This window comes from Desertivirga brevis, assembly GCF_017355835.1.
Map to the genome: position 1 here is coordinate 1,600,576 of NZ_JAFEWF010000001.1, position 17,547 is coordinate 1,618,122.

General features: G+C 40.5%; 15 protein-coding genes and 1 tRNA gene. 10 read left to right on the plus strand and 6 right to left on the minus strand.

Annotated elements, in window-relative coordinates; all coding sequences use genetic code 11:
• Nucleotides 1-56 precede the first annotated feature (56 nt).
• Both J4N25_RS07065 and J4N25_RS07070 read right to left on the minus strand, forming a co-directional pair.
• Entirely contained in the window at nt 57-2,423 is a 2,367-nt protein-coding gene (locus tag J4N25_RS07065) for an endonuclease MutS2 (RefSeq protein WP_207421438.1), read from the minus strand.
• Complete coding sequence (locus J4N25_RS07070; RefSeq protein WP_207421439.1) at nt 2,420-2,953, minus strand: DUF4296 domain-containing protein; 534 nt, start codon at nt 2,951-2,953, stop codon at nt 2,420-2,422. The genes J4N25_RS07065 and J4N25_RS07070 overlap by 4 nt, the downstream gene beginning before the upstream one ends.
• Nucleotides 2,954-2,993: 40 nt before the next feature.
• On the opposite strand from J4N25_RS07070, the gene J4N25_RS07075 reads away from it, so the two are divergent.
• From J4N25_RS07075 to J4N25_RS07090, 4 genes are all read left to right on the plus strand, one after another.
• On the plus strand, nt 2,994-3,704 hold the full coding sequence (locus J4N25_RS07075; protein ID WP_207421440.1) for a YggS family pyridoxal phosphate-dependent enzyme: 711 nt from the start codon (nt 2,994-2,996) through the stop codon (nt 3,702-3,704).
• Nucleotides 3,705-3,746: 42 nt separating this feature from the next.
• On the plus strand, nt 3,747-4,280 hold the full coding sequence (locus tag J4N25_RS07080) for a GNAT family N-acetyltransferase (RefSeq protein WP_242695792.1): 534 nt from the start codon (nt 3,747-3,749) through the stop codon (nt 4,278-4,280).
• 161 nt (nt 4,281-4,441) lie between these two features.
• Nucleotides 4,442-5,707 (plus strand): aspartate kinase, encoded by a 1,266-nt coding sequence (locus J4N25_RS07085; RefSeq protein WP_207421441.1) that lies wholly within the window; start codon nt 4,442-4,444, stop codon nt 5,705-5,707.
• Nucleotides 5,708-5,753: 46 nt separating this feature from the next.
• The gene (locus J4N25_RS07090; RefSeq protein ID WP_207421442.1) at nt 5,754-6,938 is read left to right on the plus strand and encodes a THUMP-like domain-containing protein; all 1,185 of its coding nucleotides are present in this window, start codon (nt 5,754-5,756) and stop codon (nt 6,936-6,938) included.
• Between the two features lie 38 nt (nt 6,939-6,976).
• On the opposite strand, the gene J4N25_RS07095 is transcribed toward J4N25_RS07090, so the two are convergent.
• The 3 genes from J4N25_RS07095 to J4N25_RS07105 form a co-directional block, all read right to left on the minus strand.
• Entirely contained in the window at nt 6,977-7,612 is a 636-nt protein-coding gene (locus tag J4N25_RS07095) for a peroxiredoxin (RefSeq protein ID WP_207421443.1), read from the minus strand.
• 651 nt (nt 7,613-8,263) lie between these two features.
• Nucleotides 8,264-8,334, minus strand: a tRNA-Cys gene (locus J4N25_RS07100).
• 95 nt (nt 8,335-8,429) lie between these two features.
• Entirely contained in the window at nt 8,430-9,767 is a 1,338-nt protein-coding gene (locus J4N25_RS07105) for an O-acetylhomoserine aminocarboxypropyltransferase/cysteine synthase family protein (RefSeq protein WP_207421444.1), read from the minus strand.
• 318 nt (nt 9,768-10,085) lie between these two features.
• On the opposite strand from J4N25_RS07105, the gene J4N25_RS07110 reads away from it, so the two are divergent.
• From J4N25_RS07110 to J4N25_RS07125, 4 genes are all read left to right on the plus strand, one after another.
• The gene (locus J4N25_RS07110) at nt 10,086-10,796 is read left to right on the plus strand and encodes a pirin family protein (RefSeq protein WP_207421445.1); all 711 of its coding nucleotides are present in this window, start codon (nt 10,086-10,088) and stop codon (nt 10,794-10,796) included.
• A 136-nt stretch (nt 10,797-10,932) separates the two neighbouring features.
• Nucleotides 10,933-12,336, plus strand: coding sequence for an APC family permease (locus J4N25_RS07115; RefSeq protein ID WP_207421446.1), 1,404 nt, complete (start codon nt 10,933-10,935; stop codon nt 12,334-12,336).
• Between the two features lie 42 nt (nt 12,337-12,378).
• Nucleotides 12,379-12,840 (plus strand): DUF4268 domain-containing protein, encoded by a 462-nt coding sequence (locus J4N25_RS07120; protein ID WP_207421447.1) that lies wholly within the window; start codon nt 12,379-12,381, stop codon nt 12,838-12,840.
• 11 nt (nt 12,841-12,851) lie between these two features.
• Nucleotides 12,852-13,247 (plus strand): hypothetical protein, encoded by a 396-nt coding sequence (locus J4N25_RS07125; RefSeq protein ID WP_207421448.1) that lies wholly within the window; start codon nt 12,852-12,854, stop codon nt 13,245-13,247.
• On the opposite strand, the gene J4N25_RS07130 is transcribed toward J4N25_RS07125, so the two are convergent.
• Entirely contained in the window at nt 13,230-14,045 is an 816-nt protein-coding gene (locus J4N25_RS07130) for a TspO-related membrane protein (protein WP_207421449.1), read from the minus strand. The genes J4N25_RS07125 and J4N25_RS07130 overlap by 18 nt on opposite strands.
• A gap of 136 nt (nt 14,046-14,181) precedes the next feature.
• On the opposite strand from J4N25_RS07130, the gene J4N25_RS07135 reads away from it, so the two are divergent.
• Together J4N25_RS07135 and J4N25_RS07140 are read left to right on the plus strand one after the other, a co-directional pair.
• A complete protein-coding gene (locus tag J4N25_RS07135) occupies nt 14,182-16,101 on the plus strand; it encodes an ABC-F family ATP-binding cassette domain-containing protein (protein WP_207421450.1) in 1,920 nt (639 codons plus the stop codon).
• A gap of 22 nt (nt 16,102-16,123) precedes the next feature.
• Nucleotides 16,124-17,425, plus strand: coding sequence for a type IX secretion system plug protein (locus J4N25_RS07140; protein WP_207421451.1), 1,302 nt, complete (start codon nt 16,124-16,126; stop codon nt 17,423-17,425).
• The last annotated feature ends 122 nt before the right edge of the window (nt 17,426-17,547 follow it).

Consider the following 17,547-nt stretch of genomic DNA (forward strand, 5'->3'; position numbering starts at 1 on the left):
TAGAAATCAATAAAAAACAGAAAGGCGTAGATGACTCCGCCTTTCTGTTTTTTATATCAGGACAGATAGGCATATGTTATACCATCACCTCCCCTGTCAGGGTGCTCATCTTCTACTCTTGAAATTTGGGAATATTTTTTAAGATAGCCTCGAATTAACTTTCTTAGAATACCATCGCCCTTACCATGGATAATTTTAAGACTAGGAAAACTCATCATGATAGCCTTGTCAAGATATTTCTCGATCTCATAAAGGGCTTCCTCTCCCCGCATTCCACGAACGTCTATCTCAGGTTTAAAATTAGCAACTGCATCAGTTACCTGAGATGAATAGGAAGTACGCAATTCCTTCGGAACCTCTTTCTTAGATACCTTTTGGACCCTTTTGCGTTTAACCACAGAGCGAAGGTCTCCAATAGCAAGGATAACATTATCTTTAGTTACGTCAAGCACCTGCCCAACTGTTTCGGCATCCACCAGTTTTACCCAATCCCCGATCGCTAATTCCGTACTCTCAGCAACCACCTTTTTAGGAGCATCTTCCTTTAACTGATGTTTGTGAAGCTCGTTTTGAAGATTCTGACGAAGTTGTTGCGTCTTTTCCTTATCTGCCTTAGTACTTTTTATTTCAGAGATCGTATTCTCTACGAGCTTGTTAGCATTCAGGATGATATTCCGTGCTTCCTGCTTGGCATCTTTAAGGATCGCCCGTTGATTCTCCTCAAGATAATTTTTCAGCTTCTCATTCTCCTCAAGCATAGCTGCTACTTTCCGTTGTTGCTTTTCAACCGCAACCCGGCTCTCCAAAAGCTCCTTTTTATCTCGCTCAAGGTCGACGAGCAAACTATCCACCTTTTTTTGATATCCACTGATCTTACTTTTTGCAGAATTAAGCACTGGTACCGGTAAACCTATCTTCTGAGCTATTTCAAACGCATAAGAACTTCCAGGCTTTCCTGTTTCCAGAATATACAACGGTCGCATTTCCATGTTATCAAACATCATTGATGCGTTTTCAATACCCTCCGTTACGTTTGCAAATGTTTTAAGGTTCGAGTAGTGTGTTGTAATTACTCCTCGGATTTTCTTGCGGTTCAATGCTTCAAGAACGGCTTCAGCTATCGGCCCACCAAACTGGGGATCAGTTCCGGTGCCAAACTCATCAATAAGCACCATCGTTTTGCCTCCAGAATTTTCTACAAAATGCTTCATCTTTGATAAATGAGCACTATAAGTACTTAAATCACTTTCGATAGACTGATCATCCCCGATATCCGCAAACACTTGCTTAAAAATGCCAAGCTTCGAACTCTCATCAGCTGGGATTAGCAATCCTGCCTGAAACATTATCTGAAGCAAGCCCACCGTTTTCATACATACCGACTTCCCTCCGGCATTAGGCCCTGAAACAACAAGTATTCGCTGACCTTCGTCTATCTTGATATTTAGGGGAACTACTGTCTGTCCTTCTTTCTTCAGCGCTCTCAGCAATAGCGGATGCCGGGCATTTACCAGGTTAATTTCAGCCGTATTCAACAGCACCGGCATACTTGCTTCTGTTTCGATTGCAAAAAGCGCCTTCGCCCTAACAAAGTCAAGCTTTGTCAGCAGGCCATGATAAGCAATCAATAAAGGTACGTATGGCCGCAGTTCGTTACTTAAGGCAGTAAGGATCTTTACGATTTCCCGGCGTTTATCAAACTCCAGGTCCCGAACCTGATTATTTAATTGAAAAACCTCTTCTGGTTCTACGTATACTGTTTGTCCCGAGGCCGATTCATCATGCACAAAGCCTTTCAACTTACGCTTGTTCTCTGCAAGTAACGGAATACATAAACGACCATCCCTTATCGTTAAATTCCCATCTGCGGTCCAATTGCTGTTCTGGGCACTTTTAAAAATATGATCAATCTTTCTTCTTGCTTCCTGCTCTGCCTTAGCAATGGCGTAGATCAGGTTTTGAAGCTCGGGCGAGGCGTTTGGACGGATCTTTCCTTTTTCATCAATAACCTTCTCAATACTTTTTATGATCTTTTTCTCAATAGGAAGGTGCTCGAACAGAGCCTCGAGGTTTGGATACCTGCCCTCCCTTTCATTAAAGTAATTTATTACTGCAAAAACAGTTTGCAATGATAAAAGCACCTGCTGAAGTTCTGCTTCGGTTAAGAAAGCTCCTTCTATCCTTACTTTATCTGCTAATACTTTAATATCAAATAAATTCCTGATAGGTAACGGCGAATCGTTCTCCAGGATTTCCTTAAACTCCTGAGTTTGCCTTAAGAATTTATTTATTTGCTCGAAGCTGGTCATCATTTGGATGCGGTCTACCATTTGTTGCCCCATCTCGCTTAAGCAATGACCCTTTATAAGCGACTTTATTTCTGTAAACCCTAATTTATCTACTGCGTTTTGCGGGTATATCATTGTTTCTTTTTCACCTTCATCCTTTCAAGCTTAGCTTTTCTTATCGAATCCCTCTTTAATGAATCTTTCTTTAGCAAAGCTTTCCGGGCTGTTTCTTTTTTGATTGAATCGCGTTGTATTGAATCCCTACGTATTTTTTCAACCCTTTTCAAAGAGTCTGCCGTTTTCTTTTCGCGCTTCTGTTGTTCTTTTAATTTATTCTCTGCCTTTTTCTGTTCTACCTTCTGCAGCTTTTCAAGGTTCGCTGTTACCTTTCCATATATCTGCTGTAGCTTTGCAGGATCTTTACTGTAATGTTCAAGACTCTTCCTAAACGTTAAAGAATCAATTTCATGATTTTTATAAACCGTTTTGTACAATTCAACGATCTTTACCGTATCAACGCTTCCTGAGGTGAACCCGTCAACCAAGTGCATGTCGGTCAGAACGCCAACCATCTTCTCCTCCGGGATCACTCCCTTAGGCTCGCTTCCTAATCTGCACGCGGCAGAAAAAATCACCAGAAAAAACAATACCAGTAAACGCCTCATTTCTTAATTTAGCCGAGTTTTCTGACAAAAGTACATATAAATGAGTATAGCAGCCAACCTGACGGAATTAAAGAGGGAAACCGATGCCGTAAAAGTGAAATTGATAGCGGTTTCGAAGACGAAACCCGTAGAAATAGTTAAGGAAGCTTACGATGCGGGACAGCGTGTGTTTGGGGAAAACCAGGTTCAGGAATTGGTATCGAAATATGAAGCGTTGCCTAAGGATATCGAATGGCACCTGATCGGGCATCTACAAACAAATAAGGTTAAATATATCGCACCATTCATTAGTCTTATCCATTCGGTAGACAGCCTGAAGCTCCTTCAGGAAATTGACAAACAGGCCGGAAAAAACAATAGAGTGATCGATTGTCTTTTACAGGTATATATCGCAGATGAGGATACCAAATTCGGCCTGGGTTTTGACGAAGCCATAGAGCTTTTACGTTCTGAAGAATTTACAGAATTGAAATTTGTGCGTATTGTGGGTGTTATGGGAATCGCAACAAACACAGATAATCAAAAGCAGATAAAGGAAGAGTTTTACGAATTAAAAACTTTTTTTGAAGGTTTGAAGCAGAGTTTCTTCAGGAAAGACGATTATTTTAAAGAGATTTCCATGGGCATGTCTAGCGATTATAAAACTGCAATTGAACAAGGTAGCACTATGATCAGGGTGGGTAGTACTATTTTTGGTCAACGGGTGATCAAACATTGGAAAGCAGGCCAGTCTTCTAAAGGAGATGAATAGGTCCAATTTCGAATACTCCCGCCAAAGACATAAAGGAAAATAATGAATAACGGAAATAACATGCGAAGGGGGTTAAAAGCTAATCTTCGCTATGCTACTAAAGCCGACTGCCCTCGCCTGCTCGAGCTTATTATGGAACTTGCTCATTACGAAAGAGCACCGCAAGAGGTAACTGTTACTTTACATGAATTTGAAGAAGCTGGATTTGGAAACAAGCCGGTATGGACGGCTATAGTTGCCGAAGTTGAAGAAGTAGTACAGGGCTTCGCTCTTTACTATGTCCGCTACTCCACGTGGAAGGGATGCAGACTTTACCTGGAGGATTTTCTGGTAACAGAGAATTACCGCGGCCAGGGAATAGGCAAACAACTTTTTGAGGCGGTGATCCAGGAAGCCGACAAAAAAGGCTTCAAAGGCATGGTTTGGCAGGTTCTGGATTGGAATGAGCCGGCGATTAATTTTTATAAGAAGTACGAAGCCAGCTTGGAATCAGAATGGTTGAACGCTTCTTTGAATAATGATCAGATAACAACTTTGCTTACCAAACACTTAGAGGCAGGAATTAAAATATCTTAAAGGTCTTTTTCAACTATCAAAGGCTGTTGAAAAATATCAAAAGGGCTGTCAAAAAACAACTAAAGATCTTGCTATCCAAATCAAAGTTTACAAAAAATTTGAGCCACGTCTCGAACTGCAGGACTAAAATTTGTTATTACAATTAAATCAATAAAATCCGAATGGCGGAAGTATTCAAATTTGGTGGAGCATCTGTAAAAGATGCAGAAGGCATCAGAAATCTCGCACAAATAATAAGGCTTAATACAGGTAAGCAGCTCCTGGTGGTTATTTCTGCCATGGGAAAAACGACTAATGCATTGGAAGACCTAACCTATGCTTATGTAAATCAACAGGAGAATATGCATGAGATCTTCGAGAGGATAAAGGAGTACCACGAGGCTATCATGCTTCATCTTTTTGGCAGCGCTAACCATCCTGTTTTTGATGATATTGCTAATTCTTTTGTAGAGATCGATTGGATATTGGAGGAAGAACCTCACGATGATTACGATTATATCTACGACCAGATAGTTTCATTAGGAGAATTGGTATCGACCAAAATTGTAAGTGCTTACCTCGGATCTATTGGGATTGAAAATATATGGCTTGACGCAAGAAGCTTTATTCATACGGATAATACTTACCGGGAAGGTCAGGTAAATTGGAATAAAACAACATCAGCTATACAGTCGCAGGTTCCGGGAATTATCGAAGAGCGGGTGGCTATCACCCAGGGTTTTATTGGAGGCACATCCGAGAACTTCACCGCAACGTTAGGCAGAGAGGGGTCAGATTATACCGCAGCTATTTTCGCCTCATGCCTTGGAGCCGAAGCTGTTACCATATGGAAAGATGTACCAGGGGTATTAAATGCTGATCCCAAGCTATTTTCGGACACTGTCAAATACGAAGAGCTTTCTTATCGCGACGCTTTGGAAATGACCTATTATGGGGCCACAGTAATCCATCCTAAGACCATCAAACCTCTTCAAAATTCAAAGATCCCACTTTTTGTAAAGCCATTCCTTGCGCCGGAAGAGCAAGGAACTAAGATAACCGAAAGCAATATCATTATTACAGAGCCGGCAATTATTATTAAAAAGGATCAGATATTACTTACTATCTCAAGCAAAGATCTGGCTTTTATAACAGAAGAGCACCTTTGCGAGATATACGGGATTTTTGCAAAAGCGCATGTAAAGACTAACACAATGCAGTTATCTGCAATAAGCTTTTCGGCTGGCTTTGATTGGGATGAACGAAAGTTTCATAAGCTTAAGGCGCTACTTGAGAGGAATTATACCTTCAGGTACAACGAGGGATTAACTTTGATCACTGTAAGGCATTATAAATCAGAAATGCTTAGAAAGCTGTCTGAAGGAAAAACCGTGCTTTTAGAACAATTGAGCCGCCATACCGCCCAAATGGTTGTTAAGACTGTATAAAGGCTAAGGTAGCAGTGCAATCAGAAGAACTATTAAATTTTCATGTTTGAACAAAGAAATTTTAAATAGCGAGGCCCAGAGGTTTATAAATGATCATCTCAATACTGACATTAATAAGCTTCTGCTTTCTAAAAGCCCGTTTAAAGCACTTAGCAGCGCTGAGCTTGCCCAACAAATAGATGGTAAAAAGAGATCCGAAAAGAAACTCCCCACCTGGTTTAACACTCCCGGTATCTATTATCCGCCTAAACTGAATATAGAACAGGCATCATCAGAACAAACGGCAGCATATAAGAGCAGACTGGTGTTGGGAAAAACCCTGGCTGATCTTACTGGCGGATTTGGGGTTGATGATTACTTCTTCTCCCAAAAGGTCGAAAAAGTAAGTTATTTCGAACGTGATGAAGAACTTTCAGCTATTACAAAACATAATTCGGGTATTTTGGGAGCCCGCAATATTGAGTTCATTGTGGGCAACAGTATCGAATGCCTAAAGAGCTCAAATTCGCAATTTGACACGATCTACGTTGATCCAGCAAGAAGGGTTCAATCCAAAAAAGTATTTCTATTAAAAGATACTGAGCCGGATGTGGTTGAAAACCTCCCGATGTTTCTGGAGAGAGCAGCCCGCACTATCATTAAAACCTCTCCGCTTTTCGATATCCAGTCGGGGCTTAACGAATTGTATAATGTAAGTGAAATACACGTCATTAGCGTTAAAAACGATTGTAAGGAGCTGATCTGGGTAATCGATGCAGCCTTTGAAGCAGAACCGGTGGTACATTGTGCTGCGCTATCAAGTGGAGTAGAGCAAAATTTTAGCTTTACTTTATCGGCAGAGAAAGAACTAAAGCAGGTGGATTTTAGCATGCCCAGTAACTATCTGTTCGAGCCAGATGTTGCATTATTAAAAGCAGGCGGCTTCAAATCGATCTCAAACCAGTATAAACTTTCAAAGCTTAACGTCAACACTCATCTTTATACGTCAAAGGATCCCATGCCAGGATTTATTGGGCGTTCATTTGAAGTGAAAGACGTTAAAACGTACAGCCAGTTCAGTAAAGACAATAAGATAAAGAAGGCTAATATTATCTCCCGTAATTTTCCAATGTCGCCCGAAGAACTTAAGAAGAAACACAAGGTTCAGGACGGAGGAGAAGACTTTTTGATTTTCTGTAAAGGTCCGAGTGATAACCTACTTACGATTCATACAATAAAAGTTCAGCAATAAAAAATCCCGTTCCATTTGTAGGACCGGGATTCTTGCTTTTATTTATTCGGTTGCGGAGTAAAGCGCAAATAAGGCTTTACAATCCGGTGTCCTTTAGGAAATTTCGCTGGAATATCCTCTGTTTTAATTGCCGGACTTACTACAACATCCTCTCCTTCTTTCCAGTCGGCAGGAGTTGCCACGCTATAATTAGCTGTTAACTGAAGTGAGTCAATTACCCTCAGGATCTCCTGGAAGTTTCTTCCTGTGGAAGCCGGATAAGAAATAATAAGCTTTATCTTCTTATCGGGGCTTATTATGAAAAGAGAACGAACCGTAGCTGTTTCAGAAGCATTAGGGTGTATCATTCCATAAGCTTCTGCTACTTCCTTATTTTCATCAGCAATCAAAGGGAAGTTAACTTCTACATTCTGAGTTTCATTAATGTCATTGATCCAACCTTGATGCTTGTCAACTGGGTCAACGCTTAGCGCTATTACTTTAACGTTGCGCTTAGCAAATTCTTCACTCAGAGAAGCTGTTCTTCCCAATTCAGTAGTACAAACCGGAGTATAATCAGCGGGATGTGAAAATAACACGGCCCAGCTATCGCCAATATATTCGTAAAAGTCAAGCTCACCCTGTGAGGTCTTTGCTTTAAAGTTTGGGGCTAAATCGCCTAATCGTAAGCTCATAGAATAAATTATTAGATTAAGATAAATTTCTTTAACCCTACTAAGTTAGTAGGTTTAATTAGTAATTCCCTAATTTACTGTATAAGATTTATGTAAAAAGTTGGAGTTGTTCCTAAAAGGAGGTCAGACCTTCATAAAAACAAAACATAGCCTGATAACGAAAAAAAGGGTCGAATACTAGTATTCGACCCTACATCTACCTATGAAAAACATGCCCTTTGGGAGGGCGTTACAAATATATATATAAGCACTACATAGACAAAAAAAATTAAAAAAAAATATGTCTGAACACCTATTTAAAAGCTAAAGCTCTGAAATTCAGAAACATTAAATACACACCAGGTAAAAACTTTTATTAAAAAAGAATGTAACCACCATAAAAATTACCTAGTTAGGCCACTATCAAAATTATTTCCGTGAAATTTTAAAGTTTAATACCACCCTAAAAAGCAAGCATCGGGCAACTCCTGAAAACTATCAGGCGTACCAATAAGACTTTTAATTTTTTTATGAGGTTGAAGAAAGATTGTAGATTCTCCGCGGCCTACGAAATAGGCTCACGGACAACCTACTAATAGGATAAGATTTAGGACCTGTATGGCGATGAAGCTTTACCATTATAATTCAGCCAAACCGTGTTAATACTTATCGACGCCGGGAATGGATTCGAACCATTGTTTAAGGTTTTGCAGACCCTTGCCTCGCCTCTCGGCCACCCGGCTATATAAGAGCACTGAAAAACCAGCGCTCTTTAACATCATAACATCCACTAAAAGAGCAAGTACTCGAAACCTACTCTTTTAGCCTCTGATCAGGGTTAGGATGTCTGAGATACTACTTCTAACTCTTCATTAGTAATAGCAGCAAAGGCTTGTTCAAAGTCTGCTTTAATGTCGGCAATATGCTCAATTCCTACCGAAACTCTTAACAATCCCGGAGTAACGCCCGCCGCTACCTGCTCAACCTCACTTAATTGCTGGTGCGTTGTAGCAGAAGGTTGAATAATTAAAGTTTTAGCATCACCCACATTAGCAAGGTGACTAACCAATTTCAAACTATCAACAAATTGAATCGCCCGGTCCTTACTTCCTTTGATCTCGAAAGACAACACGGCCCCAAATCCGTTTTTCAAATACTTTTTAGCATTTGCATGATAAGGACTGCTTTCCAGACCTGGGTAATTAACTTTGGCTACTTGAGGATGTTTTTCCAACCAGGTAGCAAGCTCAAGTGCATTATCTACATGCCTCTGCACACGCAGCGACAATGTTTCAAGTCCCTGAATGAAGAGGAAGGAATTAAAAGGAGAAACTGCCGGCCCAAAATCACGTAAACCTTCAACCCTGGCCCGAATTATAAATTGTATATTCCCGAATGGTCCGCCAATGCCAAAAACATCATTAAACACCAGCCCGTGATAACCATCCGATGGCTCGGTAAATTGAGGGAACTTACCATTTCCCCAATTGTAATTTCCTCCGTCAACAATTACACCCCCAATACTTGTTCCATGCCCGCCAATCCACTTCGTAGCAGATTCTACAACTACATGCGCGCCGTGCTCTAGTGGCCTGAATAAATACCCTCCTGCAGCAAATGTATTGTCTACAACCAAGGGCAGATCATATTTACGCGACAAATAAGCAAATTTCTCAAAGTCAGGAATATTGAAGCCTGGGTTTCCAATGCTTTCGAGATATAATGCTTTTGTATTTTCATCTATAAGTTCCTCAAAACTAGCTGGATCGTCCCCTTTTGCAAATCTCGCTTCAATTCCTAATCTCTTAAAAGACACCTTGAATTGGTTATAAGTGCCGCCGTACAAGAATGAGGTAGTTACGAAATTATCTCCGGCCTGAAGGATATTATTTAATGCGATAAATTGCGCTGCCTGTCCCGAAGCAACCGCCAAAGCTGCCACACCACCTTCTAATGCAGCCATACGCTTTTCAAAAACATCCGTAGTAGGATTCATTAACCGTGTATAGATGTTTCCAAATTCCTTTAGGGCAAATAAATTCGCTCCATGTTCTGAACTTGTAAAAACATAAGAAGATGTTTGGTACAAGGGAACAGCGCGAGAGTTAGTTGTTGGATCTACTTCTTGTCCGGCATGGATCTGTAATGTTTCGAATCGTAGGTTTTTCTCTGACATAGTATCAAGTTTTTATGTTGAAGATAAGGATATGATCTCGATTTAATAAGGTATTAAAATCTGGATCGACAATGCAAATCTAGTACTTTATTATTAATATCCTATAAAAATGGTAGATTATTGATAAAACAGAGAAACATAGGAACTAACATACTGACAATAAGCAATAAAAATATTTCAAATTCTTATCCTAGATCAATTCATAGGAGAAATTTTCACAATAAATTTGAAAAACGGGCACGGTATAAATCAATAGGAAATAACTGGCTATACCCAGGCAAGGAACTGGAATACTAAATATTAAAAACAACACTGAACATGAATTTCAAAATATTCAAATCAGCCGAAAGAGGGGTAAAGAACTTGGGATGGCTTGTGAGCAACTTTTCTTTCAGTTTCTCAAATTATTACAACCCGGAAAAAAATGGCTTCGGACTTCTTAAGGTATTCAATGATGATTTTGTCGAGGCAGGCAAAGGCTTTGGTATTCATCCACACAGTAATATGGAGATAATTTCGATTATGCTGCAAGGTAAGATGAACCATAAGGATACCTTGGGATATTCAGAAGTAGTGGAAAGAGACTGGGTACAGATAATGAGTGCGGGAACGGGACTACGCCATGAAGAATACAATATAGGTGAGGAAGAAGTTCGCTTTTTGCAGATATGGGTCGAGCCCAAGCTGCAAAATATTAATCCTCGCTATCAAAAAAGATATTTTCCGGAAGAAAAGCGAAAAAATACTCTCAAAACCATTGTAAGCAACGAGGAGGGACAAGAGCATTGCTGGATCAATCAGAATGCAAAACTCTCATTAGGATACTTTGATCCTGGTCAAGCTACCAGCTACACTCTAAATCCCTTAAATAAGATTGTTTACATATTCAACATCGAAGGAGAACTTTCAGTTGAGGGACATAAAATTGAGCCAGGAGACGCAATCGGACTATGGGCTACAGACCGGGTTCAAATAGAAAATATTACCAGCAGCAAATATCTGCTGATCGAAGCTCCCATTAATCATTAATCTCCAACATTCATTCATTCATTCATTCATTCTCTCATTCTCTCATTCACTCATTCTCTCACTCACTCATTCAATCATTCAATCATTCATTCCTCCCTTCTCATAAACATCCACTGAATTTTGATGTTGAAGGTATATGCAAAAAGACGCTCAGCTTTTTGATGAGAAAACAGAACTCGAAAGAAAACTTGGGTTACCGGAAACTCTTTCAATAGTTGTAAATCGGATAATAGGCTCAGGAATTTTCAGAACTCCTGCGCCTATTATGTTTATAACTGCTTCCGTAGGCTTGTTTTATGGCGTTTGGATCATTGGAGGACTGGCGACGATCCTGGGAGCATTATGTTATGCTGAATTGGTTGCCATGATGCCTAAATCTGGAGGTCCTTATGTATTTCTAAAAGCTGCATACCCTCCAATCGTAACTTTCCTACGGGGCTGGGCAATGTTCTTTGTTTCAGAAACAGGTGCAATTGCAGCCGTATCAGTTTTCTTCTCTGAAACAGCATTAACAATTATCAACCCTGAAATATCAAAATATACTATTGCTGCTGTTGCCACAATCCTTGTTTGGCTTCTCACCTTACTTAATTCATTCGGGATACAACTGAGTGGACGCCTTCAGAATATCTTTAGCCTCCTGAAAATAGGAGTGCTGACTATCATCATCATAATGGGCTTCTCATCAGGAATACATCCTGAGAATTTTCGTGACCCTGATCTTAGTCAAACTTCTGGCTGGGCAGGCATTGTTGCGATCTTTACCGCTATGCGTTACGGGTTCTTCGCTTACAGTGGCTGGGAAGGAGCCACATATGTAGCCGAGGAGGTAAAAAATCCACGTAAAAATCTTCCGCGGTCCTTGTTTATCGGAATTAGCCTCGTCCTCGTCCTTTACCTTCTTATTAATACGGCATATATAAACACACTTGGACCAATCCAAATGGGAAAGGCTAAGGTAGTCGCAGCTGATGCAATGCAGGTAGCAGCAGGAACAATTGGAACGCTTATTATTACTTCGGCAATAATGGTAAGCACCTTTGGCAATGTCAATACCCAACTCCTGGTAAAGAGTCGCACCTGGTATGCTATGGCGCGAGACAAGCTTTTCTTCGGCAGACTCTCAACTGTTCATATTAAGTACAAAACACCAAATAATGCCTTATATGCTCAGGCTCTATGGACTACCCTCCTGATCCTTTTTTCTACGGTTGCCGAGAATGCTTATGAGGCAATAATAGATTACTTCTCATTCACATCTTCCGTCTTTAATGTTTTAACATTTGCTTCAGTTATCGTACTTCGGTATAAATTCCCGGATAAAGAACGACCTTATCGTGTTTGGGCTTTTCCGTTTACCATAACTATCGTTCTGGCAATTCAGTTAATATTTATGTTAACTACCCTATATACCGCGCCCCTTCCATCCCTGTTAGGCATCATTCTTACTTCTACCGGTTTGCTCTACTATAAATATATGGTTCCTTCTGAAGCTAAATTAGACACTTCCGGCTCGGCAGATAGAGGATTATCTCAGTAGCAAGCTTTCATATTTCTATTAATTAAATTTAATTTGCCTTAGATGTACACAAGGGAGCAGGCCTCGCAGATAAGAAAAGAATTTTGGACCGCATTCGGCAGTTATATGGCGCCGATCAAAAGCGTTGAAGGTGTGCGGGTTAACTGGTTAAACTACAAGACCGGAGTAAAGGATGTTTATTTTAGATTGGATGCCGACAAGCGCAATGCATTTGTGGGAATAGAGATCACTCACCCGGACGAGGGTATTCAGGAATTATTTTTTGAACAGTTTCAAGAACTTAAAACTATTCTTAAGAGTTATTTGAACGAAGAATGGGAATGGCTTTTGCATACCACAGATGAAAATGGAAAAATCATTTGCAGAATCTATACAGAGCTTAATAACGTAAATGTGTTTAATAAAAATGATTGGCCTGCGCTTATTTCATTTTTCAAACCTCGTATTTTAGCTTTGGATGAATTTTGGTCTGATGCCAAATACAGCTTCGAAAGCTTGAAATAATTAATTTAACAATGGACATTAAAAAATTAAGACAAGGAAGCCTGATAAAAATAAGTCCCCGGGAGAACGAAGAGGGCTATTTAGCAATACAAGAAATTCAAAAAGATAATATCATCGGAGAGATGTTGGTTCCGCGACAAGGCTATCACTTCAGAATCAAATTCTATGAGATCATACCAATTCCCATTAACGAAAAATGGCTTTCCAAAGCCGGATTTACAAAGGATGAGAATGATAAGAATTTATGGAAGGACTGTAACCAACACCTCGACTTCTTCTTCTCGGATAAGGATAAAAAGTTCATAGATGCAGGCACCTTGATCGGCAAGGTACAGGTTGAATTTGTGCATGATCTTCAAAACGGGTACCTATTCTTAACCGGTAAGGAATTAAACATTACCGTTTAGCATGTACTTTCCCGCCTTAACATTCCTGGCTAGTTGAAACACAACAGCCAGGCCAATGAGAGCAATAGCAACCTGTGCTGAGAATACAATGACAGGATAGCTTTCCGCTCCGTCTAGTTTTCTCTTACTTATTATTCCGTATAGAGCCCAAATAACCACCATACCAAAGAAGATATCTTTACAGCCAAGAATAATAAAAATTGAGATCAGGGTTGCAACAGCAATCAGGATAACAGTCCAGGTCTGCGGGGAAAGCACTCCCCCATCGAAGCCCAACCCTAATAAGGAGGAGCTGATATTCGCGATGGTGGCGATGCAGATCCATGCAAAATAAATTGCGAGAGGAAATTGTGTAAAGATCCTGGAAGCAACAGAGCGATGCGGATTATAGATGTGAAGCCTTACATTCATCATGATGAGAGTGACCAGTTGAATAAGCATAAGTATCACAGAGAAAATCAATCCCTCATATACCCACACTATCACCCACCCAGCCGTGGCAATATTGTTAATGGTAAATAACCAGCCAAGTTTTTTCAAATCCTTATTAGCTTCATGTAGTTCATCCTCCTTAAAGGCCTTAACCAGGTGATAAATAACAAAAGCATAAAGTGAAGCGTAGATCACTCCCCAAATGGCAAAAGTGAATCCCGCCGGAACAAATAGAGCTTCGTACTTATTAGAAACGTCACCTATAGTTCTACCACCGAAGATGCCAGTATTTGACAAATAAGAAATCACATTCGCAATAACATAAAAAACTGTGTTAGCTATAGCTAAAACTTTGACGTTTCTCATAGGTACTAGTGTTTCGTACTTAACATCGACATTCATATAAAGTTAGTCAATAATAACTAACATTTTTCTCCGTTCCTTTTTCTAACCCTTAAAATCAGCGTATTAATCTTATTTTTTAAAATCGTAATTTCGCAAAGTGATTGCAATTAATAACCTTACGTTCGAGATTGGTGCAAGGGCTCTGTATGATGAAGCTAACTGGCATATTAAACCAGGAGACAAAACTGGATTGATCGGTGCTAATGGTACCGGCAAAACTACTTTATTAAAGCTTATCGTTGGCGCTTACAGCCCTACAAGCGGTACCATTTCAATGGCCAAAGATTTGAAGATCGGGTATCTCAATCAGGACCTGCTTTCTTATCATTCGGAAAAAAGCATCTTGCATGTTGCCATGGAAGCCTTTGAACGACAGAATCAGCTTCACACCGAGATCGAAAGCCTCCTTAAGAAATTAGAGACCGACTACTCAGAAGAAATACTGAATAAGCTAAGTGACAAGCAGCATGAGTTTGAAGCTCTTGATGGCTATAGTATTGAGTTTAGAGCGCACGAAATTCTTGCGGGACTTGGATTTAGCGAAGAGGATCAAAATCGTCCATTAGCAACGTTTTCCGGAGGATGGAGAATGCGAGTTATGCTGGCAAGAATACTGCTTCAGGCTCCGGATATCCTTCTGCTTGATGAGCCTACCAACCACCTTGACTTACCCTCTATCAAATGGCTCGAGTCTTATCTCCAGGCTTTTGAAGGTGCGATTGTAATTGTCTCTCACGATAGATATTTCCTTGATCGCGTTGTTAACCGGATCGTTGAATCCCGTAAAGGCAAACTCATTCCTTATGCCGGGAACTATAGTTTCTATCTGGAGGAAAAATCCTTAAGGGAAGAAATTCAAGGTAATCAGTTTAAAAACCAGCAGGCTAAGATACGCCAGGAAGAGCGCCTTATCGAGCGTTTCCGCGCCAAAGCGAGTAAAGCTAAAATGGCCCAGTCGCGAATAAAAGCACTGGAAAGAATGGAGCGCGTGGATGACGTGGATGATGATAACCCCGAGGTTAACTTTAGCTTTAAATTCAGCAAGCAGTCCGGAAGGCATGTAATGCGAATTGAAGATGTCTCTAAAGAATATCCGGGACTTCAAATTTTAAATCATGCAAACGCAGTTATAGAAAAAGGCGACAAGATCGCGTTGATAGGAGCTAATGGCCGGGGAAAATCAACACTCTTAAGAATTATTGCTAAAACCGATAAAGAGTATACGGGACTAGCTGAAATGGGGCATAACGTTAGCGTTACCTTTTTTGCACAGCATCAATTAGAATCTCTTCATCTGGAAAATGAAATTTTAAGGGAATTACAAGCATTCGCTCCTAAACATACCGAGACTGAACTGCGTTCAATTCTAGGTTGTTTTCTTTTTACAGGAGACGATGCTTTCAAAAAGATCAAAGTTCTATCCGGAGGCGAGAAATCGCGTGTAGCCCTTGCAAAAGCACTAACAGCTGACGCTAACTTCCTGATCCTGGATGAGCCTACCAACCACTTGGACATCCAGTCGGTTAACATCCTTATCCAAGCATTACAACAGTTTGAAGGTACCTTTATTGTAGTATCCCACGACAGGTATTTCCTGGATAATGTTGCAAACAAGATCTGGTACATTGAAGATCAACAGATCAAAGAATATCCGGGAACTTATCAGGAATACGAAGAGTGGGCAGCAAAACGCCCGGTTACTACGGCAAAAGCAACTCCTGCTCCTGCACCTAAAAAAGAGGAAAAACCTAAGCAAAAGCCTCCGGTTTCTGAAGATAAAGGTAAACAGCTCAAAAAGCTGAATCAGACCCTTCAGCAACTGGAAGAAAAAATGGGAATCCTGGAAAAAGAAGTGCAGCGCGCAGAATTAGAACTTGGGGATCAAAGCATTTATGCCAACAAACCCAAGCTTGATGAAGTGAACGAACGTTATCAAAAATCTAAAACTGAGTTGCAAACCGTCCAGGCGGATTGGGAGAGCCTCGCTGAACAAATTTTAGAGCTGGAAAACGCTTAGATCTCCAGATCGTTATAATTGAATGAAATATTTCTCTATTGTTTTTATCCTGCTGATTAACCTGGCTTGTTTCGCTCAGAAGAAGAATAAGCAAAGGTCTGTCAATGAGGATATACCCGACCAGAAATTACTTTACCGGGACTGGGTGTACATCCCGCAGATAAAAACAATAGAGTTTTACAACAGGAACAAAGAGCAATCGTTGCCCGTACTGACTTTAGGTTCATCTGATGAACTGCTATTAGCATTTGATGACTTAAGGGGAGGTACCAGAAACTTCAATTACACTATTGAACACTGCGATGTCAATTGGAACAGTAGCCGCCTCTCTCCCATCGACTACCTTGAAAACTTTACGGAAGACAGGATCAACGATTATCGCTATTCCTTCAATACCTATCAGAAGTACACCCATTACGAACTAATTTTCCCCACCTACACTATTAAGCCGAAAATATCGGGCAACTACCTGCTGAAGATATATGAGAACGGAGATCAAAGAAAGCTGATCATCACACGCCGTTTTTTTGTAGTCAACCCTATAGTTAGTATTAGTGCAGAGCTACTGGCGTCCAACCAGATCGAAGCGCGACAGAGGAACCAAAAGATAAACTTCATTGTCAATCACGGTGCTCTCAATATCCAAAATCCTTACCTTGATGTAAAGACCCTGGTCATGCAGAACGGAAGATTCGATATTTCCATCCTCGCTGATAAACCAACATTTGTACGCCCAGGTCAGCTGATCTACAACGATGTGCGGTCGTTCGACTTCGCTGGAGGAGGTGAATTCAGGCGGTTTGACATCAGGAGCCTGAGGTTTAAAACAGAACGTGTGGCAAGAATTATAAGAGATTCAGTGAATGTGGTGCAGCTTCTGCCGGACCCCAACTTGGGCAATTCTAGCTATGCTTTCCTGTTCGACTCCAACGGCAATTTCTTCATTCGTAATACCGATGGCCGGGATAACCGCACTGACGCTGATTACGCGCGAGTTGGCTTTACCCTGGCATCACCCGCCCCATCCTCATCGGGCGAAGCCTATGTAATAGGTAAGTTTAACGATTATAGTTTTAAAGAAGAAAATCGTCTGACCTACGATCCTGCAAAGGAGCTCTTTTACGGAGAAATGTATTTAAAGCAAGGCGTTTATGACTATCAATACGTCTGGGTAGAACGCTCAGGCGCGCAAGCAAGCATTGATCACACCATTTTCGAAGGGTCCTATTTTCAAACAGGAAATAGCTACCAGTTCTTCTTTTACTATCGCAGACCGGGCGGCAGATGGGATGAATTGATCGGCTTCTACGATTTTAAAAAATAGTATTTACGCGCAATACTGCATTAACTAAGACTGTTATTCTATGTCTGACGACACTTCATTCGTAGCCCTATACATCTCCAACACAAGAGATTAAAAAGATAAAGTCTCCAAATTCCACTTTA